This is a genomic window from Ruegeria sp. BK1 (assembly GCF_056535645.1).
This window is the reverse complement of sequence record NZ_JBQFIS010000001.1, coordinates 3,478,083-3,498,717: the sequence shown is the minus strand read 5'-3', so window position 1 is coordinate 3,498,717 and position 20,635 is coordinate 3,478,083. Positions and strand designations below refer to the sequence as shown.

Annotated in this window: 21 protein-coding genes; 11 read left to right on the top strand and 10 right to left on the bottom strand. The window is 57.8% G+C overall.

Going from position 1 to position 20,635, the window contains the following annotated elements:
- Nucleotide 1: 1 nt before the first annotated feature.
- Both urtB and urtA read right to left on the bottom strand, forming a co-directional pair.
- A complete protein-coding gene (urtB, locus tag ACR3E7_RS17355) occupies nt 2-1,954 on the bottom strand; it encodes an urea ABC transporter permease subunit UrtB (protein WP_480505055.1) in 1,953 nt (650 codons plus the stop codon).
- Between the two features lie 61 nt (nt 1,955-2,015).
- Nucleotides 2,016-3,296 carry an urea ABC transporter substrate-binding protein gene (gene urtA, locus ACR3E7_RS17350; protein WP_480505053.1) on the bottom strand — a complete coding sequence of 427 codons (1,281 nt, stop codon included), beginning with the start codon at nt 3,294-3,296 and terminating at the stop codon, nt 2,016-2,018.
- A 361-nt stretch (nt 3,297-3,657) separates the two neighbouring features.
- On the opposite strand from urtA, the gene ACR3E7_RS17345 reads away from it, so the two are divergent.
- The 9 genes from ACR3E7_RS17345 (at nt 3,658) to ureG (ending at nt 9,160) form a co-directional block, all read left to right on the top strand.
- Nucleotides 3,658-4,512, top strand: a complete 855-nt coding sequence (locus ACR3E7_RS17345; RefSeq protein WP_480505051.1) for an urease accessory protein UreD — start codon at nt 3,658-3,660, stop codon at nt 4,510-4,512.
- A 1-nt stretch (nt 4,513) separates the two neighbouring features.
- Entirely contained in the window at nt 4,514-4,816 is a 303-nt protein-coding gene (locus ACR3E7_RS17340; protein WP_170790661.1) for an urease subunit gamma, read from the top strand.
- Nucleotides 4,817-4,831: 15 nt separating this feature from the next.
- Entirely contained in the window at nt 4,832-4,993 is a 162-nt protein-coding gene (locus ACR3E7_RS17335; RefSeq protein ID WP_170773783.1) for a hypothetical protein, read from the top strand.
- Entirely contained in the window at nt 4,990-5,295 is a 306-nt protein-coding gene (locus ACR3E7_RS17330) for an urease subunit beta (RefSeq protein ID WP_170790659.1), read from the top strand. Before ACR3E7_RS17335 ends, ACR3E7_RS17330 begins: the two co-directional genes overlap by 4 nt.
- A complete protein-coding gene (gene ureC / locus ACR3E7_RS17325) occupies nt 5,295-7,055 on the top strand; it encodes an urease subunit alpha (RefSeq protein WP_170790651.1) in 1,761 nt (586 codons plus the stop codon). Before ACR3E7_RS17330 ends, ureC begins: the two co-directional genes overlap by 1 nt.
- Before the next feature lie 121 nt (nt 7,056-7,176).
- On the top strand, nt 7,177-7,401 hold the full coding sequence (locus tag ACR3E7_RS17320; protein ID WP_170790649.1) for a DUF1127 domain-containing protein: 225 nt from the start codon (nt 7,177-7,179) through the stop codon (nt 7,399-7,401).
- 28 nt (nt 7,402-7,429) lie between these two features.
- Nucleotides 7,430-7,882 carry an urease accessory protein UreE gene (locus ACR3E7_RS17315; protein WP_170790646.1) on the top strand — a complete coding sequence of 151 codons (453 nt, stop codon included), beginning with the start codon at nt 7,430-7,432 and terminating at the stop codon, nt 7,880-7,882.
- Nucleotides 7,848-8,516 (top strand): urease accessory protein UreF, encoded by a 669-nt coding sequence (locus tag ACR3E7_RS17310; protein WP_480505048.1) that lies wholly within the window; start codon nt 7,848-7,850, stop codon nt 8,514-8,516. Before ACR3E7_RS17315 ends, ACR3E7_RS17310 begins: the two co-directional genes overlap by 35 nt.
- Nucleotides 8,513-9,160: an urease accessory protein UreG gene (gene ureG, locus ACR3E7_RS17305; RefSeq protein WP_480505046.1), complete on the top strand. Its 648-nt coding sequence runs from the start codon at nt 8,513-8,515 to the stop codon at nt 9,158-9,160. Before ACR3E7_RS17310 ends, ureG begins: the two co-directional genes overlap by 4 nt.
- 127 nt (nt 9,161-9,287) lie before the next feature.
- On the opposite strand, the gene ACR3E7_RS17300 is transcribed toward ureG, so the two are convergent.
- The 4 genes from ACR3E7_RS17300 to ACR3E7_RS17285 form a co-directional block, all read right to left on the bottom strand.
- Nucleotides 9,288-10,790, bottom strand: coding sequence for an ABC transporter permease (locus ACR3E7_RS17300; RefSeq protein ID WP_480505044.1), 1,503 nt, complete (start codon nt 10,788-10,790; stop codon nt 9,288-9,290).
- 9 nt (nt 10,791-10,799) lie between these two features.
- Nucleotides 10,800-11,849 carry a quaternary amine ABC transporter ATP-binding protein gene (locus tag ACR3E7_RS17295; RefSeq protein ID WP_480505042.1) on the bottom strand — a complete coding sequence of 350 codons (1,050 nt, stop codon included), beginning with the start codon at nt 11,847-11,849 and terminating at the stop codon, nt 10,800-10,802.
- Nucleotides 11,850-11,920: 71 nt separating this feature from the next.
- The gene (locus tag ACR3E7_RS17290) at nt 11,921-12,886 is read right to left on the bottom strand and encodes an ABC transporter substrate-binding protein (protein ID WP_480505040.1); all 966 of its coding nucleotides are present in this window, start codon (nt 12,884-12,886) and stop codon (nt 11,921-11,923) included.
- A 24-nt stretch (nt 12,887-12,910) separates the two neighbouring features.
- Nucleotides 12,911-15,238: a DUF1989 domain-containing protein gene (locus tag ACR3E7_RS17285; RefSeq protein WP_480505038.1), complete on the bottom strand. Its 2,328-nt coding sequence runs from the start codon at nt 15,236-15,238 to the stop codon at nt 12,911-12,913.
- Nucleotides 15,239-15,351: 113 nt separating this feature from the next.
- On the opposite strand from ACR3E7_RS17285, the gene ACR3E7_RS17280 reads away from it, so the two are divergent.
- On the top strand, nt 15,352-16,362 hold the full coding sequence (locus ACR3E7_RS17280; RefSeq protein ID WP_170790635.1) for a LacI family DNA-binding transcriptional regulator: 1,011 nt from the start codon (nt 15,352-15,354) through the stop codon (nt 16,360-16,362).
- 334 nt (nt 16,363-16,696) lie between these two features.
- On the opposite strand, the gene ACR3E7_RS17275 is transcribed toward ACR3E7_RS17280, so the two are convergent.
- Together ACR3E7_RS17275 and ACR3E7_RS17270 are read right to left on the bottom strand one after the other, a co-directional pair.
- Nucleotides 16,697-17,437, bottom strand: coding sequence for an SDR family oxidoreductase (locus tag ACR3E7_RS17275; protein ID WP_480505036.1), 741 nt, complete (start codon nt 17,435-17,437; stop codon nt 16,697-16,699).
- Between the two features lie 28 nt (nt 17,438-17,465).
- Nucleotides 17,466-18,461 (bottom strand): quinone oxidoreductase family protein, encoded by a 996-nt coding sequence (locus ACR3E7_RS17270; RefSeq protein ID WP_480505034.1) that lies wholly within the window; start codon nt 18,459-18,461, stop codon nt 17,466-17,468.
- A gap of 91 nt (nt 18,462-18,552) precedes the next feature.
- On the opposite strand from ACR3E7_RS17270, the gene ACR3E7_RS17265 reads away from it, so the two are divergent.
- Nucleotides 18,553-19,389, top strand: a complete 837-nt coding sequence (locus tag ACR3E7_RS17265; protein WP_480719426.1) for a LysR family transcriptional regulator — start codon at nt 18,553-18,555, stop codon at nt 19,387-19,389.
- A gap of 2 nt (nt 19,390-19,391) precedes the next feature.
- On the opposite strand, the gene ACR3E7_RS17260 is transcribed toward ACR3E7_RS17265, so the two are convergent.
- Together ACR3E7_RS17260 and ACR3E7_RS17255 are read right to left on the bottom strand one after the other, a co-directional pair.
- The gene (locus tag ACR3E7_RS17260; RefSeq protein ID WP_170773755.1) at nt 19,392-20,087 is read right to left on the bottom strand and encodes an SDR family oxidoreductase; all 696 of its coding nucleotides are present in this window, start codon (nt 20,085-20,087) and stop codon (nt 19,392-19,394) included.
- 9 nt (nt 20,088-20,096) lie between these two features.
- Nucleotides 20,097-20,606 carry a nuclear transport factor 2 family protein gene (locus ACR3E7_RS17255; RefSeq protein ID WP_170790626.1) on the bottom strand — a complete coding sequence of 170 codons (510 nt, stop codon included), beginning with the start codon at nt 20,604-20,606 and terminating at the stop codon, nt 20,097-20,099.
- Between the last annotated feature and the right edge of the window lie 29 nt (nt 20,607-20,635).

The window sequence follows — 20,635 nt, the reverse complement described above, 5'->3', positions numbered from 1 at the left end:
CTCAATCCCCCGCCGCGCGGCCTTTGAGGGCGATGATGCCCCTTGGCCGGAACTGGATGAAAATGATGATGAAGATGATCATGTAGGTCTGCGCTGCAAGGGTATTCGACGGGTTCATCCACTCGATCCCCTTTTGCAGGAAGCCGATCATGCCCGCACCAGCCAGAGCACCCCAGATGTTGCCGACACCGCCGACAACCACGGTCATGAAGCTTTGCACGATATAATCGCTGCCTAGGTCGGACGTGACCTTGGCGAACAACCCAATCGCAACCCCCGCGATCCCGGCGATGCCCGAGCCGAGGCCAAAGGTCAGCATGTTCACCCGCCCCGGGTTGATGCCCATCGACCCGGCCATGCGCGGGTTCTGCGTGACGGCGCGCATCTCAAGCCCCAGCCGCGTGCGTTTCATGATGTACAGGAACAGTCCCAGAAAGATCATCGCCAGAACGAAGATCGCGATACGGATGTAACTGATCGAGACCACATCGTTCAGCACCCATGCTCCGTCCAGCCAGCCCGGTGCAGTCAGTGGGCGGGCCTGCGTGCCAAAGATGTTCTTGGCCAGTTGTTGCAGCGCAATAGAGATACCAAACGTCGCCAGCAGAGTCTCCAGCGGGCGAGAATAAAGCCAACGGATCACCAGCCGCTCCATCGCGACGCCCATGGCGAAAGTGACGGCAAAGGCCATCGGGATGGCGACGATGATCGACAGCGTATGGTCGGGGATAAACTGCTGCACCACATAGCCGGTATAGGCGCCCATCATGATGAACTCGCCATGGGCCATGTTGATCACGCCCATCACGCCGAAGGTGATGACAAGACCGATAGCGGCGAGGAAATAGATCGAGGCCAGAGAAATCGCGTCCAGAGTAAGGTCGAGGGTCTGGTTCAGGCCGACCTTCAGTTCGATTTGGTCCAGCGCCTTTTCGGCGGCGGCTGTGACTTCAGGAGAAGGCTCGGTATAGGTTTCAAAGAACACATGCGCGCCCAGCGCTGCGTCGATGTCAGTCTGCGTGATCAACGCGGGGACAGTTCCGGCTTCGGCCAATGCCGCATAAGCCTGCGCCCGGGCGGCGTCAGTGGTCAGTTGCGCAACCGGAACACCGCCCACGCGGCCTCCGTCTATATTGGCGGCCAGCGCCGTGCGGATGTCATCGGGCGATACACGGGGTTTGGCTAGGTCACCCGCGACCAACAGATCATAGGCGGCATCACGCGACAGGTCATTCGAGCCCGGTTGCAGTACACCGGCGATATTCACATCCGAAGGTAAATCTGTCGCCGTCTGCAGCTTGGTCACGACCAGAGGGTTCAAAGCCGCGCGCACGTCCACACCCAGATCGTCGGACATCTCCTCGATCGCGGCCACACGGGCTTCAGTATCTTCGTCGTAGCCGATGGTCAGCAACCGCTCGAGGCGTTGCTTCTGCGCTTTCAGATCGGCGTCGGGTTCGCCATCAATCGACGCGCGCAGCGGCTCAAGCAGAGCGCCCTCGGGATCGCGTTGGATAGACGTCAAAGCGGCCAGTCGTTTTGCAAGATCCGGGTCGGTCAGTTGGAATTGTACCAGTGCCGTGCCGATCATCGCGCGGATGCCGCTATTGGGTTTCAACTGTTTCAGGTCGGATTTCTCAAACGTCCCGACGACCTCTCCGGTGTCGAAATCGGTCAGCTCATATGAACGCCCTTCACCCTTTTTGCCGGCAAAGAACAGGCCATCGGACTTGCGCATCCACACATTTTTAGCGGCCCACGTCTCAAGCATGACCTGCGCTTGCGGCAACCCGCTGCTGGCAATCGCTTCAATCGCCGGTCCGATCGTCTTGCGCGAGCTTTTGGCGATGATCTCCTGATGCTCTTGCAGGATCGGTTGCAGACCGCCCTCTTGCGCGTTGGCCGTCAGGCAGGCGCACAGGATTGCGAGGCCCGCAAGGAATAGTCGTAACATGTAGAGAAACCCGAGGTGTCTTAAGGGCAAGGCGGGCGATCACACCCGCCTTGCGTGTCGTTTAGTAGTTCGACAGCGTCTGAACGCAGGTCTTGGTCTCGGTGTTGTACATACCGCAGCCCAGATCTTTCCAGTCAGACTTCAGTACCGCCGATTCCGGCAGGAAGTCGGTCCAGGCGTCGCCCGGAACAACGTCAGTTTCGCTAATGATGTCGAACTGACCGTCTTCCTGAATCTCACCGATCAGAACCGGTTTGGCCAAGTGGTGGTTCGGTAGCATGACTGCGGTTCCACCGGTCAGGTTCGGGAACTCCTGGCCGTACATCGCGGCGCGCACATCGTCGACTTCGGTCGAGCCGGCTTCAGTCGCGGCGTTCACCCACATGTTGAAGCCGATATAGTGTGCTTCCATCGGGTCGTTGGTCACGCGGTCTTCACCCATGGTGGCTTTCCACGTCTCAACGAATTCGGCGTTCACATCGGTATCTGCCGACTGGAAGTAGTTCCACGCGGCCAGGTGACCGACCAGGTTGGTGGTATCCAGACCCGAGAGTTCTTCTTCTCCGACCGAGAAGGCCACGACCGGAATATCGTCCGCCGAAACGCCTGCTGCTGCCAGTTCCTTATAGAAGCCGATATTTGCGTCGCCATTGATGGTCGAGATCACGCCGACTTTCTTACCATCTGCACCCAGCGCAACCACGTCCGCAACGATCTTGGACCAGTCGGAATGACCGAAGGGGGTGTAGTTGACGAAGATATCCTCGTCCGCGATGCCTTTACCCTTCAGATAGCTTTCCAGAATGTTGTTGGTGGTTCTGGGGTAGACATAGTCTGTGCCGAGCAGAGCGAATTTCTCGACCCCCAGCTCCTCCAGGAAATAGTCTGTCGCAGGGATTGCCTGCTGGTTCGGCGCGGCACCGGTGTAGAAGACGTTCTTGGACGATTCTTCGCCCTCATACTGAACCGGGTAGAACAGCAAGCCGTTCAGTTCTTCGATCACCGGCAGAACCGATTTGCGGCTGACCGAGGTCCAGTTGCCGAAGATCACATCCACTTCATGCACGGTCAGCAGCTCGCGCGCCTTTTCGGCAAACAGCGGCCAGTCGGATGCGGGGTCGACGACAACCGCCTCAAGCTGTTTGCCCAGCAGGCCACCCTTGGCGTTTTGCTGGTCTATCAGCATCAACATGGTGTCTTTCAGCGTGGTTTCCGAAATCGCCATGGTGCCAGAAAGCGAGTGCAATACACCGACTTTGATCGTGTCTTCGGCAGACAGTGCAGCGGTCGCCATGGCGGCAAAGACAAGAGATCCGGCGAGCGTGGATTTGAGAGATGTCATATGATTCTCCTGGGCGGGGCCGGGAGAGAGGGCTTGCGCAGATACGCACTCTTCTTCTACCTGATCCCCGCAACTGTTGTTGCGATCCGTGTGGCGGTTGTGTCCGAGGTCCAATTCGCGCAGCCGTCACACACCCTCGGGGATCGTCCCCGTGGCGGGCACCCATACCGTTTCTGCATCGCAGAGAATTTGGCAAATAGTTGACAGATCATTTCCGACAATCCGCCTCATTTGTTTAATTTTCAGGCAGTCGTTAACCAATTCGCTCAAAAATTAATCCAATCCGCCGGATATTGGCCCAATTCCGACAAGGCAGAATAGAGTTCCGACGTCCAAACGGCGAAACAAGCGGCAGAACAAAGTGATCCGCAGGTGCGCCATTACACATCATGCCTCGATATTGCCCACGCAAGCCGCGACCCCGCCGCGCGCGCAAGGTGCGATTCGGCTGAGTGCCAAACGATTGGGCACATCCTCGGTTCTGGACGGGTTCCGGCAGTCGGGCTCGTTCAAGTGCCTGTTTCCGCGCACCGATGGCGACGCACTGGATGCGGTGCTGCTGAACACCGCTGGCGGGATCACCGGCGGCGACAATTTCCGCTTTACCGGCCATGCGGGCGACGACACCACCCTGACGCTAACAACTCAGGCCTGCGAGCGCGCGTATAAAGCCAAACCTGGTCCCTCGGGCCAGATCGTGAACCACCTAAGCGCCGCTCCGGGTGCGCGGCTGAACTGGCTGCCGCAGGAAACCATCCTGTTTGACGGCAGCGCGCTGGAGCGTCGGTTGCAGATCGACCTTGCCCCGGAAGCCACCGCACTGATGGTAGAACCGCTGGTCTTTGGCCGCATGGCGATGGGCGAGACCCTGACCGATATCTGCCTGCGCGACCGAGTCGAGATCCTGCGCGATGGCACCCCCCTGTTTCTCGACGCGATGCAGTTCACCGGTGATCTGCACGCGCATCTGGCCAAACCGCATATCGCAGGCGGCGCGGGGGCAATGGCGCTGGTTGCCTTTGTCTCTACCACAGCCGAGGGCCAACTCGACCCCATCCGCGATATGCTATCCGAAACCGCCGGAGCCTCGCTGATCCAAGACGATCTGCTGGTAATCCGGGTGCTGGCCGAGAACAGCTTTACCCTCCGCCGCACGCTGATGCCGGTTCTGCGGCGATTGAACAATGACACGCTTCCCAGATGCTGGATGATCTGACATGAACCTGACCCCCCGTGAAAAAGACAAACTGCTGGTCGCCATGGCCGCCGAGGTCGCCCGAAAGCGGCTGACCCGTGGCGTAAAGCTGAACCACCCCGAGGCGATCGCGCTGATCACCGACGCCGTGGTCGAGGGCGCGCGTGATGGCCGATCGGTGGCTGACATGATGCAAGCGGGTGCCGAAGTGATCACCCGCGCGCAATGCATGGAAGGCGTGCCTGAGATGATCCACGAAGTTCAGGTCGAAGCCACCTTCCCTGATGGCACCAAACTGGTGACCGTCCACAACCCTATTCGCTAACAAAGGAACACAAATATGACCCGTATGCTCTTCCCAGCCCTGATCCTTGCTGGCCCTGCCGCTGCCCATACCGACACGCATATTCATGCGCACGGTACGGACTATGCCACTTTGGGCGTCGGTTTGGCGGTTGTCGCGCTGGCAGCTTTGGTCGTGATGACAAAGCTGAACAAATGATCCCCGGAGAGCTGTTCCCAGCCGAGGGTGAGATCACCCTGAACGCGAATGCCGAGGCAATCACCCTCATGGTCGCCAATACCGGCGACCGCCCGGTTCAGGTCGGCTCGCACTATCATTTCGCCGAAACCAACCCGGCGCTGGATTTCGACCGCACTGCCGCACATGGCATGCGTCTGGACATCGCGCCGGGCACCGCCGTTCGGTTCGAACCCGGTCAGGCGCGCGAAGTCTCGCTGATCCCCATCGGGGGGGCGCGCAAGGTGTACGGGTTCAATCAAAAGGTCATGGGGTCGCTCTGATGCCAGCAACAATCAAACGCTCTGACTATGCCGCCATGTTCGGCCCCACCACCGGCGACAAGCTGCGGCTGGCAGATACCGATCTGGTGATCGAAGTTGAACGCGACCTGACCGCCGAACGCGCCGGCGCTGCCGCGACTGGGGGAACGGGCGACAATGCGCTGCTCTACGGCGAAGAGGTCAAGTTCGGTGGCGGCAAGGTGATCCGTGATGGGATGGGGCAGTCTCAGGCCACGCGGGCCGAGGGGGCCGTGGACACGGTCATCACCAATGCGCTGATCGTGGATCACTCGGGCATCTACAAGGCGGATGTGGGTCTGAAAGACGGACGCATCGCCAAGATCGGCAAGGCCGGCAATCCCGATACGCAGCCCGGTGTTGACATCATCATCGGCCCCGGCACCGAGGCCATTGCGGGCGAAGGGCGTATCCTGACCGCCGGCGGGTTCGACAGCCATATCCATTTCATATGCCCGCAACAGATCGAAGATGCGCTGCATTCCGGCCTGACCACCATGCTGGGCGGCGGCACTGGCCCGGCCCATGGGACGTTGGCCACCACCTGCACCCCCGGCCCTTGGCATATCGGGCGGATGCTGCAGGCCGCCGACGCCTTTCCGATGAACCTCGCCTTTGCAGGCAAAGGCAACGCCTCGCTGCCCGCCGCGCTGGAAGAACAAGTCAACGCAGGTGCCTGCGCCCTGAAACTGCATGAGGATTGGGGGACGACCCCTGCCGCCATCGATTGCTGTCTCTCGGTGGCCGATGCGATGGACGTGCAGGTGATGATCCACACCGACACGCTGAACGAATCCGGCTTTGTCGAGAACACCGTGGGCGCCATGAAGGGCCGCACGATCCATGCCTTCCACACCGAGGGCGCAGGCGGCGGTCATGCCCCCGACATCATCAAGATCTGTGGCGAGAACCACGTTCTGCCCTCGTCCACCAACCCGACGCGCCCCTTCACCGTGAACACGGTCGAAGAGCATCTGGACATGCTGATGGTGTGCCACCACCTCGACAAATCCATCCCCGAGGACGTGGCCTTTGCCGAAAGCCGCATCCGGCGTGAAACCATCGCAGCCGAGGACATTCTGCACGACATGGGCGCGTTCAGCATCATCGCATCCGACAGTCAGGCCATGGGCCGCGTGGGTGAGGTTCTGATCCGCACGTGGCAGACCGCCGACAAGATGAAGAAACAACGCGGTCGCCTGCCCGAGGAAACCGGCGAAAACGACAATATTCGCGTGCGCCGTTATATCGCCAAATACACGATCAACCCGGCGATTGCCCACGGTCTAAGCCATCAGATCGGCAGCATCGAAGAAGGCAAACGCGCCGATCTGGTGCTGTGGAACCCAGCTTTCTTTGGGGTCAAACCCGAGATGGTTCTGCTGGGTGGCACCATTGCCTGCGCGCAGATGGGCGACCCTAATGCTTCGATCCCCACACCGCAGCCGGTCTATAGCCGGCCTATGTTTGGGGCCTATGGGCGCTCGGTCGAGCATTCGGCGATCACTTTCGTCTCGGGCGCGGCGCAGGCTGCGGGGATTGGTGATACACTGGGACTGGCAAAGCAAACCGTTGCCGTCGAAAACACCCGCAATATCGGCAAGCGCGACCTGCTGCTGAACAACGCCACGCCGCAGGTTGAGGTTGATCCCGAAACCTACGAAGTCCGCGCCGATGGCGAATTGCTGACCTGCCAACCGGCCGAGGTTCTGCCGATGGCCCAGCGGTACTTTATGTTTTGACCAAAAATTGTGCTGCGTTGCTGCATTTGCAACGCGGCCATGACCAAAAACCCACTACTCAATGAGGCTGACATGACACATTTTCAAGCTCATGGGAGGACCAACGGAAACGAGGGTCCAAATGGCACATTCAGCAACGCACACTCCGGCACGGGTTTCACTGTCCGGCCTGATCGCATCCACCACATCGCGAATCTACTTGGCATTGATCCGCGTGGCCGAAGCTCAGACACGCGTACGGCAAGTCGAATTCCTGCAATCGCTCAGCGACGAAGAACTTCGCAAACGTGGACTTACACGGGATCGGATCGTTCACCGAGTATTCGCGGACTCGATCTGGCTCTGAAAATCTCCGCTGCAGAGGGGGCAAGCATATGACCGCCCTACTCTGCACCGCGCGCCAATATTCGAACCACTCACATGGTGAACCGGCCGATCATCTGTCGCTGACCTATGAAGACCGCTTTCTGCGCCGCAAGGTTCTGACCTGCGACAGCGGCGAGCAAATTCTGATCGACCTAGCCCAGACCACCTCGCTGGATCATGGCGGCGCGCTTGTCCTTGATGACGGGCGCGAGGTGGTCATTCAGGCCGCCCCCGAAGCATTGCTGGAAGTCACCGCACCTGACCTGACCCGCATCGCCTGGCATATCGGCAACCGTCATACGCCCTGCCAGGTCGAAACCCAGCGTCTGCTGATACAGATCGATCACGTCATTCGCGATATGTTGCTGAAGCTTGGCGCCACGGTGCGAGAGGTGCGCGAACCTTTCACCCCCGAAGGTGGGGCCTATGGCCACGGCAGGACCCATGGCCACGCCCACTGACACCGACATACTGACGCTGGCGCAATGGCTCTCACCTGCCTACCCCGTAGGCGGATTTGCCTATTCGCATGGGCTGGAATGGGAAATCGAGAGCGGCAGCGTTTCCTCGGTCGCCGAAACAGGCGCGTGGATTGCCGATGTCGTCGAGTTCGGCACGGGGCGCAACGATTGTATCTTGCTGTCGGCGGCATATACCGCTCCGGCAGTTGCTCTGGCCGAAATCGATCAAACCGCACGCGCCTTCTGTCCCTCATCCGAGCGTCTGCGGGAAACACGTCTTCTGGGTGAGGCGTTCAGCGGGCTTACAGCCGATGTCTGGTCGCTTGACCTGCCACCCCTGACCTATCCTGTCGCGCTGGGCCATGCCGCCGGACTGTGGGGGCTGCCTTTGGCGCTGACCGTGCAGATGTACCTTCAGGCATTCATGTCGAACCTGGTCGCCTGCGCGACACGTCTTGTGCCGTTGGGCCAGACAGAAAGCCAGCGGTTGATCCGGGATTTGACCCCGTTGTGCCAACGCGTCGCAACGGGTGCTCTTGCAGCTAAAATGGACGACCTTGGCGCGACCGCCTTCTTGTCCGACATCGCGTCGATGAAACACGAAACCCAATATTCAAGGATGTTCCGAACATGACCAGTATGAACGGCCCCCTACGCGTGGGCATCGGAGGCCCCGTGGGTGCAGGCAAAACCACCCTGACCGCCGCTCTGGCAGAGGCACTGCGCGACAAGCTTTCGGTGGGCGTGATCACCAACGACATCTACACCCGCGAAGATGCCGAAGCGCTTATGCGCATGCAGATCCTGCCGCAGGACCGGATCATCGGTGTCGAGACCGGAGGTTGCCCCCACACGGCGATCCGCGAGGATGCTTCGATCAACCTTGCCGCCGTGGCCGAAATGCAGGACCGCCATCCGGAGGTCGATTTGGTGCTGATCGAAAGCGGTGGCGACAATCTGTCAGCCACATTCAGCCCGGAACTTGCGGATGTGACGCTTTACGTAATCGACGTTGCCGCTGGCGAGGAAATCCCGCGCAAAGGCGGCCCTGCGATCACCAAATCCGACATTCTGATTATCAACAAAACCGACCTGGCACCGCATGTCGGCGCATCGTTGGACGTCATGAACCGCGACGCGACACGGATGCGCAGCGGCAGACCTTTCGTATTTGCGTCACTTCGAAATCGCAAAGGGGTGGATGATATTGTGTCTCTCCTTGCTCGGATCGGAGGCCTGCCAACACTCATGGCGGCAACCGAGCCGGAAACGGTCTGAGGTTTACACCCGCAAACTTGGCTTTGCGCTAAGCCGGATAAGCGTGTCCGGTTTGGCGCACCTTTGGCCATTTACTTGCGTTAAACAGCTTCTGCTCTAGACCGACTTCCCTTCGCAAAGGCGGCGGCTATCGTTTTCCGGCGACAATCCTGTCAAGGATCAGAGCGCAGAACAAGATCGCTAGACCGGCAAGAATGCCTTGTCCCGCTGCCGCGTATTGCAGAGCTTCAAGAACATCTTCACCCAGCCCTTTGGCACCGATCAGTGAGGCCACAACCACCATCGCCAGAGACAGAAGAATAGTCTGGTTCACCCCTGCCATGATGGTCTTGGCCGCAAGCGGAAGATCGACACGCCACAGCAAATAGCGCGGTGTCGCACCAAACGCCAATGCGGCTTCGCGTACGGTTTCAGGCACTTGTTGAAGCCCGAGTACAGTAAAGCGGATGACCGGTGGGCTGCCAAAGATCATGGTCGCGACGACACCCGCGGGTTTGCCCGAACCGATAAATGCAACAACCGGGATCAGGTAGACAAAGCTTGGCATGGACTGCATGAAATCGAGGATCGGACGAACGATTGCAAATGCCTTGGGACGACGGGCGCAATAGATCCCAAGTGGGATGCCAAGCGTGATCGAGATCAACGCCGCAGCCCCTAACAATGCAATGGTTGTCATTGCTTTTTCCCAGAAATCGAGCAAACCCAAATATGCGAGCGCAGCCCCGGTGAAGATGGCAACGCGAGCACCGGCAGTGAGATAGGCCAGCAACACGATGACAAGCCCGACGACGGGCCACGGGGTTTGCACAAGAATAACCTCTATGCAGTCAAGAAGGGTTCTCATGCCGAATGTCAGACTGTCAAAAAAACCGCGTCCAGTGGTTTTGGTCCAATCAAATACAGCCTGAACGCCATCGCCGACGGTCAATCTCCAGGTGCGATCCGTGGGAAAGGACTTCAGCACAGCAAACGCATCAGGCTGGGCAAACTTAATAACTGACAGGCTGACAACGCTGCCAAAAAGAAACACCGCGACTAGCAGACGCTGGGGTGACCACCCACTGGCCGCGCTTCGGTCCGAGCGCCACCGCGCGAACTGGCCCTCAAGCGTCCAGTTGGCAAGAGCGGCTTGGATAAATTTGAACGCCACTAACAACAGCAGCCCAACAATAATGAATCCAAGTCCAGTCGCATCCGCCTGAACCGCCGCGCCCTGAGCTTGTGCCAGAGCTGTTTCCAGTGACTCTGCAGCCCGTTTCAAGGAATCCAGAGATGATGCCCCTGTTTGCTCAGCGACTGCGATCTGTTCACGACGAAGGTCGAGCGTCTCTCCGATTTTTTCCGCGCGCTGCCGGGCTTCGCGGCCAAGATCCCCAAAAAGACCTTTGCCAATCTGAATATAGGCAAAGGTTTCCAGCACCATAAAGCTCAGAAACCACGACCAAAGACCGCGCGCGCCAAACCAGAGCGGCCCAAGGATTGCAGCAGCCAGGTTTAGCGTGAAGCGATAGCCAGGGGCTTCCATCATATAGGCAAATGTTTTGCGGTAGTAATCCGCGCCGTTGCCAACAAATTCTTCGACCAGACGGCCCAGTCTTTCGGCGGTTTCCGGTTTAATATCCGACATAGCCAGTCCTCACGCCTGATTTTGTTGAATTGCGCGGATAAGGCCGGTGCGATTGATCACTCCGACTGTCTTGCCATCATCGACGACGGCAACAATCCCATGTCCTTCGACGCACAGGTTCATGAGTTCGTCCAGATCCATCTCAGGATGCGCTTGATGAGGGTCATCGGGTATGGGACCGTTCTGGGCCTCGTGTTCATCAACAGGTGTCATGACGGAATGTGCAAAGATCATGTGAAGCTTTGATATTCCGGCGACGAAGTCCGCGACATAGTCATCTGCGGGGTTAAGGATGATCTCTTCCGGGGTGCCCACCTGCACGATGCGCCCATCCTTCATGATTGCAATTCGGTGACCAATGCGAATTGCCTCGTCTAGGTCATGGGTGATGAACATCGTTGTCTTGTTCAACTCGCGGCTCAGCGCCATGAACTGATCCTGCAACTGTTTGCGGATCAATGGATCAAGCGCAGAAAAAGGCTCGTCCATCAGCAGGATTTCCGGATCCGACGCAATGGCGCGGGCCAACCCGACGCGCTGCTGCATCCCGCCCGACAGTTCATGCGCATATTTGTCTTCCCAACCGGTCAGCTCCACCAGGTTAAGGACACGCTCGGCCTCTTCCCAGCGCCGCGCCTTACCTGTACCGCGAATTTCAAGCGGCATCGCCACATTGTCTCGCACGGTCCGATGCGGCATCAGGCCAAAATTCTGGAATACCATAGCGACGCGACGATTGCGCAAGTCCCGCAATCCTTCGGGCCCCAAACCCATGACATCTTCGCCATCAAGCAGGATCTCACCTGCAGTCGGCTCCAAAAGCCGATTGACGTGACGTACCAAGGTCGATTTGCCCGATCCAGACAGCCCCATGACGCAGAAAAGCTCTCCGCGTTCGATCTCAAAGCTGGCATCGGCGACACCTACAACGCAGTTAAATCGTTCAAGAGCCTCAGGTTTTCCCAACCCTTCCGCGTGAATGGCCGCAAGTGCTTCTTTTGAACGATCCCCAAAAACTTTCCACACGCCTCGCGCGTCGATGGCTATATCTTTGGCCATGGCTCCACCCAGAAAATGATAGTGCGTGCCGACGGCGCTGCCCGCCGTCGGCGATTTCGATCAAGCCCGGTTTAGTTTAGGCCCAGCCATCCATCCACGGTGTCCCCATTCTCGGCAATCCATGCGGCGACTACTTCGGAAATGTCGCCACCCTGAACAACGACCTTGTAGGTGAGCTCCGACAGCGCATCCGAATCCATGTCGATATTTGCCAATAGCGACGCGGCTGCAGGGTTCCGTTCGTTCAACGAATTCGAGTAGGCAACCTTGACGGTTTTAACAACGTCGCCGCTGGTGATCTTCGATTTGGCATACCAATCCGCGTCATCACCGGGCTGAATAATCGTGTATTCATCAGGGTTGTGGGGCGGTTCTTCGATCATCGTCATATCGTAAAGCGCATGAACATAGTGCGGTTTATAGCAATAAAAGACGACACCCTCTTCGTTCGACACTGCATCCTTCAAGCGTGCGTAGAAGACGGTTTCGTCTTCAGTGCTCGGCTCAAGAAATGTCTCGACGCCGTAGTCGCGCACTTTGACCCGGTGCACGTTGGTCGACGCCCATCCCGAAGCACCGATCCAGATCTCACCCTTACCGTCACCATTGGCGTCATAGAGTTGCTGAGCGTCCGGGGTCGCCAGATCAAAGATGGATTTGATGTTGTGCTTTTCGGCCATGTAAGTCGGGGTGCAGAAGCCGGCTTTACCTTCGTATGAACCAGACGAAAGAGACACCGTGCCCTTTTCATCCACATACTCATCCGTGAAGGACGACTGGTTTGGCAGCCAGACATCCGGGTGCACGTCAATGTCACCACGCCCGCCGTCCATCGCGGCGAAAATGACGGCATTCGCACCGGGGGCATAGCCCACTTCGCCGCCTAGACGACCTTCGATAATCTGGCCAATCACGTTGGCCATGATCTTTGCTCCGGGCCAGCTCGGCTCACCAATCATTACCTTTTCTTGCGCAAATGCACCGGTTGCGCTGAGGCTTAGCACAATGGCTGTTGAAATTTTAGTTAACGTTTTCATCCTGTTGGTTCTCCTTTTTTTGATTTATGCTCTGGCGCGCGTGCGTTGCGGATCCACAAACGGGATATCCACAACCACCCCACCAAGGCGTTTTAAGCGACCGTCCAATTGTCCAATTTCCAATCGGGTGCCAGTCTCGGAAAATTCGATCGATAGCCGTACCATCGCAATGGCGCATTCAAACGTGGGCGAATACGTGGCAGAGGTTACCTCGCCGATTTGCCGTTCTCCGGCAAAGATCGGAGCGCCATTCGCGGGAACATCGCTGCCGCCCAGCGTCATGCCTTTTAAAACCCGACGTGGGTTTTCGGCATTTCGCGTCAATGCACCCTTGCCGACGAATTCGGGTTTGTTCAGATCAATCGCAAAGCCCAGCCCCGCTTCAAACGCATCCACACCTGGGGTGAATTCGGCACCAGCCGCAGCTAGCCCCGCTTCGATCCGAATGGTCTCAAGCGCGGCCGACCCCATTGGCGTGATGTTAAACTCTTGCCCGGCTTCCATAAGAGCATCCCAGAGCAAAAGCGCATCGGCCTGAGAACAGAACACCTCATATCCGAGTTCGCCGGTATACCCCGACCGTGACAGCATAAACGGCGCCCCGTCGCGGGAGTGCAGCCGGCCGATTGTGACACCAAACCACTTTAGTTGTTCCAGAGACGGGACATGCGGCTGCGTAAACACAATCTTGCGCAACAGGTCCCGCGAACGCGGCCCTTGCAGCGCCAGATTGGGAAGAGACCCTCGCATCGCATGAATGCGCACATGAAGGTTGTTTTCCAAGGCCAAAGCTTCAAGCACGCGGGCACTCTCTTCAGTGCCGCAACACCAGCGGAACAGGCGATCGCTTAGCCGGAACAGCGTGCCGTCATCAATCACAGCCCCCGTCTGATCGCACATCAAAGTATACGATCCGCGCCAAACCGACAGCTTTGCAACGTTGCGTGTCGTGGCCAATTGCAAAAGCTTCTCGGCATCTGGTCCGATGATGTCAAATTTCCTCAGACCGCTCATATCCTGAAGGGTCACGGCTTCACGACACGCCCAATATTCTCCGATCGAACCGACTGAAGGAAAGCTGACAGGTGCCCAAAGATCCCGCGCAGGTGCGAAGTCCTGCGTCAAAGGCTCCAACCGCTTGAAGAATGCAGACTCCTGACTGAGCGACATTGGGGCATCTTCCTTTTCACGATAAGCAACAGCGCGGCGAATTGGGGTGTTCGGCTTGTAAATCCGGACGTGTACGTCTGTTGGATTCCAGCCGTTGATCGGGTCTATGTCGTCCGGACAGGCGGTTGACACACAGGTGAGCCGCTCCATCGCTCGCATCGCCACATAATCACCAGGTCGCGAATAGCTCTCCGCAGTCCGGAGATCATGGGTGTGGGGATCAACCCAGGTATTCCAAAAGAAATTGATCGCAGGCCAGGCTGAACGCCGCCGTACTCCGAATGGGTCCAACGCCGCCGAAATATTGTCCGAGCAGTTTACGTGGCCTGGAAAACCGCGCTCTTCGTACCCCCGTGCGGTGCAGGCCAGTCCAAAGGTATCATGACGCCCACAAGTGTCCTGAAGTACATTCAAAAGCGGGTTCATGTCCTGATCAAAAAATTTGTCCAATGATCCGGGCCCCGGATAGCTGCGCCGAACCAGAGATCGCGTGGCCGTATTGTCAATCAACAGCTCTTCGCCCCTGTCCAGCCCGTCGGTGCGCAGCGCAAGAAAATCCGAACATTGCTGCCCTTCGACATCAATGATCTGAACAACTTCGCCGGGGGCCAATTCATAGGCCACGCCAGTACCCCGTGCGACGGTGAACTCGTCTCGCACATCTCCCAATTCAGGCGGCAAGATTGGCGTATTGCGTTGGGCGGGCTGAAAGGATGCCGTGACCCAGCTGTTGAGAGCGCCAGATACCAGTTGTTCGTTATTGCCCAAGCGCACCACCCAGACAGTGACGCGCGCTTTCACGCTGAAAACCACCTGATCTTCCGACGCCGGAACATTGGTGACGGGAATGTCACAAGATGCATTCCCACCCATTGCAGTCACCCAACCCAACAAAGCCCGACAATCAGCAGCATTCATGTCCAGCTTGCCTGTGGCATTTACCCCGAGGGCCGCGAGAGCATCTTTGCCTTTTGAGTCGAATGCACCGATCTGCAGATCGGACGTCAGCCAGCGGCCCGATAGTGAAAGCAGGTCCCCAGGCTGCATGTCAAACCGTTTCGCTTCTCGTGCCGCGAGCCGATGGGTTGTCCCGCTTTGCGCCTTAGGAAAGCCAAAGAAGGATCGCTCGGGAGAAGTCCACCCGATGTTGCTGAAGTCGTGAATGACCGAATGGGACGTCATGGAAACCTGCAGCCGCAGCTAAATGTAACTAGTTACATAAGTTGATGAAACTAGTTACATGTGTCAAGTTTATTTCTATAGCGCTTGCTGAACAGCCTCGATTAAGAAAGTAAATGACTGAAAAAGAGACAAAGAAACGAGCCAACCTCAGGGACGTGGCCAGAGCCGCCGGTGTTTCCGTCGCCACGGTTTCGCGTGTATTAAACACACCTGAGGCTGTATCCAAGAACACGCGCGACCGCGTCCAGCAGGCAATCGAATCCCTTCACTTTGTCCCCAGCGCAGCTGCCAGGGCCATAAACTCGGGGCGAACTCGGGTGGTGGGTGCTTTGGTGCCGACACTGGACAATGCGATCTTCGCCAGATTCCTCTCTGCACTCGAATATGAACTCGGCGAGTTCGGGTTATCCTTGGTGGTTGCAACAACCGCAGGAGACCCGGGAATCGAAGCCGAGAAGGCACAACGTCTGATCGACATTGGTGCAGAAGCGCTAATCGTTTCCGGAATTACCCATAGCCCTGATTTCGACAACCTGATTTCTCGCACGCGGCTGCCAACCATAGCCACATCTTACTACGACGACGGATATTCACTGCCTACCATCGGCTATGACAATGCGCGCGCTTCCCGCATGGCACTGCAATACCTCATCGACGCGGGGCACCGCCAAATTGCCGTTATTCACGGCCCAGCGGACAACAACGACAGAACGCGGGCGCGCCTTTCAGGCCTGCTTGTCGATGTGCCGGGTTTAGAGACTTTCAAATTTGAAACCAAAATCACTTTGGAAGGCGGCGCAACAGCCATCCAAAACGCCCTGAGCGCTGGAACTCACTTCACCGCCGTAATGTGCACGTCGGACGTTCTCGCGCAGGGCGTACTTTTCGAGCTACATCGGCAAGGCATGGTGGTTCCATCAAACGTCTCCTTGGTTAGCATCGATGACCTGCCCGTATCCGGTCAATCGGTACCAGGCATTACAACGGTTCACTTGCCGGTGGTTGAAATGGGAAAGAAGACCGCAAACGCGGTCATCCGATGGATTGAGGACGGCATCCGCCCTGACTCACAGTTGATTGATGTTACTCTTAAATTGCGACAGTCGGTGGCTGAAATAACATGACAGTTAGCAGGTAGCCCCCTGAACTCGGATGACCGCTTGTCGCGCCAAATCAGCCCTTTTCTTATGCAGTTCAAATGCCTGGTTAGTCCGCCCACCGGACGTTCGATGGGCTACAATACGCAGCTAGACAGTGAGCGGCGACTCAGGAGCCCAATTTGCCTAACACTGCAGACCGATTGAATGTCAGCAATGCAGGTTGCGCCTGCGCTCGCGTTCGGCCCAACTTGGACGCTGCCTCCAAACCCATAATCTGCTTTGATGAAGCCAGAACCGCCACCCTAAACAAGTCCGTTTTGGGCAAACTGCCTATTTGCCTTTGGACTTGTGGCAGACGTCAATCACGCACAAGGTGACCGCCATCCACATCCAAGACCGAGCCCGTTAGAAACCCGTTTGTCATCGCCATGACAACGGCTTGTGCGATGTCCTCGACCTCTCCAACCCGTCCTGCGGGCAGGCTGCTGCCAACCTGCGCATACATGGCTTCACGTGTCTCTTCAGTCATTGCGGCATAGGCTTCGGTTGCAACCATGCCAGGGCTGACGCAATTCACCCGCGCCCGACCAGCCAACTCTAGCGCCAGCCCTTTGGCCAGCGCTTCGACCGCCGCGTTTACTGCGCCCAGGCCAGTAGCTCCGGCGGATGGGCGACGACTGAGCACGCCGGAAAAGAACGTGATGGAGCCGCCTTTGACCAACACCGGCATCACTTCACGTGCAGTCATATAGGGGCCGATGAACTTGGCCTCGAACATAGCGCGCAGATCGTCGATGGGCAGGTCGGTGAACGCCCCACGCGCAGCACTTGAAGCAGAGATCACCAAGTGGTCAACCGATCCCAGCGCTCTGGCCCAGGAGGACACTCCTGCTCCATCAGTCGTATCCACGGGCGCGATCCGTACCCCGCTCCCAATTTCGCCCGCGGCAGCCTGTAGCTTGGCAGTATTGCGACTGGCGATTGTAACTTTTGCCCCGAGGGCGGTAGCCATTTTTGCTGTTGCTTTCCCCATGCCGCTGCTGCCACCAACGATGACAATGTGTTTGCCACTCAGGGCGGTCTCGAAAACAGTGTTCATTGCTTTGATTCCTCTTTTACTGGATGGGTCAGTCGAAGCTCAGCACCAGCTTGCCGGTTGTTTCACCGGCTTCTAGGCGGCGGTGCGCCTCGGCAGCTTGACTAATGGGCAGGGAGGTGACTTGAGGGCGCAGAACGCCCCTCTCAAGCAGATCAAACACTGTGGCCATATCCGCGCCAAACTGATCAGGTCGATTGATGAAATAGGTGTATATGTCGCTGACACGGACCGAGACGGACTTTTGGAAGTGCTTCGACAAGTCTTCGGCAAAACTGCCTGTGGGCGGACCGGCAAGAAACCCGAATAGAACGGTTGTGCCCAGAGGTGCCAATACATCGAGGTCTGATCTCAGGGTATCGCCCGAGATCGGGTTCAGCGTCAGATTCACACCGCGCCCCTCGGTAAGGTCCATCACCCGCGCGGTGACATCCTCGGTGCGATAGTCGATGACGTGATCGGCGCCCTGATCTTTGGCATATCCAACCTTGGCAGTGCTGGTCGAGGCGATCACCGTCATGCCCAGATGCTTGGCAATATACAGGGCCATAGTTCCGACACCCCCGGCTGCCGCGTGAACCAGTACCGATTTGCCAGCCGCCGCGTCGCCCAGATTGACCAGCATGTGATAGGCGGTCATCCCGTTTACGGGGATTGCAGCGGCTGTTTCGAAGTCCACGGTATCGGCCAGCCGAGTGACGTAGGGCGCAGCGATTACCGAATGGGTACCGTATCCACCGGCCCCGATCGGCCCCATCCAAGCCACACGGTCCCCAACAAAAAAGCCTTCGGCACCCTCACCCAGCGCCTCGACCACACCGGCACCTTCGACCCCTGGGACATGAGGCAGATCGGGCATCATCCCCTCGGGCATCTCACCGCGTCGGATGATCGTGTCGATAAAGTTGACCGCCCCGGCTGAGTTGCGGATCAGGATTTCCCCGGCATCGGGGGTCGGGGTCGCCTTGTTGGTCTTAAATAAGACGTCCGGTTTGCCGGTTTGGGTGATTTCCATGGCGAAAGGCATCAGCTATCTCCTTCTGTTGCGCAGAAGGTAGAGGTCACATCAAGCAATGATAATGATTGATATCAGGAGTTATAATCTCAAAAATAGAATAATGATCTACAACGACCTTGCCCTTTTTACCGCCGTCGCAAACCATCTCAGCTTTTCCAAAGCTGCGGAGCGTCTGGGGATCCCGCTCAGCCGTGTCAGCCGAAGGATTGCCGAGTTGGAGGACCATCTTGGCACCAAACTATTTGAGCGAACGACGCGGCAGGTGCGCCTAACGGAAGAAGGCCGCCGCCTTCTGGATCGATGTCAGGACCCGATCGAGGCTCTGCAAGGTATCGTAGGTTTTACCGACGACACGAGACGTCAGAGCATCCGCATCACGGCACCTCCGCTGGCAGCACGCACGACGATTGGCCCTCGGCTGTTGGATTTTGCGGAACAGAATCCGGATGTGGCGCTTGAAATGACCACCACCAATATCATGCTGGACTTCTTTCGCGACAATATTGATGTGGCTTTTCGGGTAGGCCCACTCACCGACTCCAGCCTTGTCGCGAAACGGCTCTGGTCGGTTCCCTACTGCTTTTGTGCCGGACAAGGGTTTATTGGAGAGCGTGGGCTAAGAGGGTTGATTTCCAGACCGGACTTTCTTGCTTTGCCCGCGCTGACAGCTGGTCAACCCTGGGTGCTAGAGAGCGGGGAAACACTGCACCCGAAGCAAACCGCACACAACTTAACCGACCTTGATGTCATTGCGCAGGCCGCCCGTCGAAACCTGGGTGTCGCGATGCTGCCTTCGGATATGGTAAACAGCGATCTAAAACGGCTTGAGGTTATAGACACCGTCCCTCTGACGCGGGACATGTTCGCAGTCTATCCCAGCCGCCGTCTGTTGCCCGCACGGATCAGGAAGCTAATTGATTTCATGACACCCGGCTGAACCTACCAATCAATTGCAACACCATCGCGAAAGAACCCTCCGGTCGGGCCGCCTTTCGGCAAAGTCGCTGCCCAGACGACTCCTTTGGCCCCTTCGGAAATCGGACGACCCCCGCCGCCCATATCCGTGGCAACCCAACCGGGGCACACGGCGTTGACGAGAATGCCTTGAGGTTTCAACTCAGCGGCGGTCTTGAGGGTCAACGCGTTCAACGCCGCTTTGGACACGCCATAGCCGGGTGTGCCGGCACTCATGCTGGTCAGCGACCCCGCGCCAGAGGACACATTGACGATCCGGGCATCCGTACCTCGTTGCAACAGTGGCACCGCCGCGATCGTCGTCTCCCATGGGCCGAAAAGGTTCGTATCGAATGCTTGGCGGACCCTGTCCAGATCGGCGTGGTGAACCTGTTGGTCGGTGTCATAATCCACGCCCGCGTTGTTCACCAGAACATCAAGGCGACCATAGACCGATTCAATCGTCAAAAAGAAAGCGGCAGCAACAGAGTCCGGATTAGAGACATCCAGTTGCAAGGCTTCCGCCCCATATCCGATTTCATCCGCAGCGGCCTGCCCTTTTGCCAAGTCGCGCACACCGATCAAAACTTTCATCCCATGGTCTCGGGCCAATTGCCGGGAGACCTCTTTGCCAATACCACGATTGGCTCCGGTCACGAGTGCGACGCGCTGACTGGTCATGGTCCTTCCTCAATTTGCCTCGGCCGCGCGCTGACCGGCAAGAGCCACAAGCCCACGGTCACCGGATTCCCAGATTGCCGTCATGGTCATCGATGTGACAACCCAGCGATCATCTGATTTCTCAAGCTCATAGTCATAGCGGCCACCCAGCACCCACAAGCCGTCATCAAGACGATGGGTTGCTGTGAAATCCGCCTGTGCCGTCGCAGATGTATCGGACAGAGAGGTGACGGTGTGATTGGTCACCATGTGGTGCGTCGCGTCGAAACCGGGAAGAAAGGCGGACCATCCAGCCACGAGCTCGTCGGCGGGTTGTGTGACCGGGTCTCCGCCCCAGAGGCTGGTGTAGTCCGTTGTGACGGTATCGGAGAACGCGCCGCGCACGCGGGTCCAGTCGTGGCGGTCAGCACCTGCCGCGATGTCGGTGATTGCGGTCGAGATATCGGCCTGTTGTTCAGCAAAAGCCGCGGTTCCGATCATGGAAACGGCCGCAAGGGTCGATGTGAGTTTTCTACGCACGAGGATGCTCCGAATAGATGGGGGTGGAC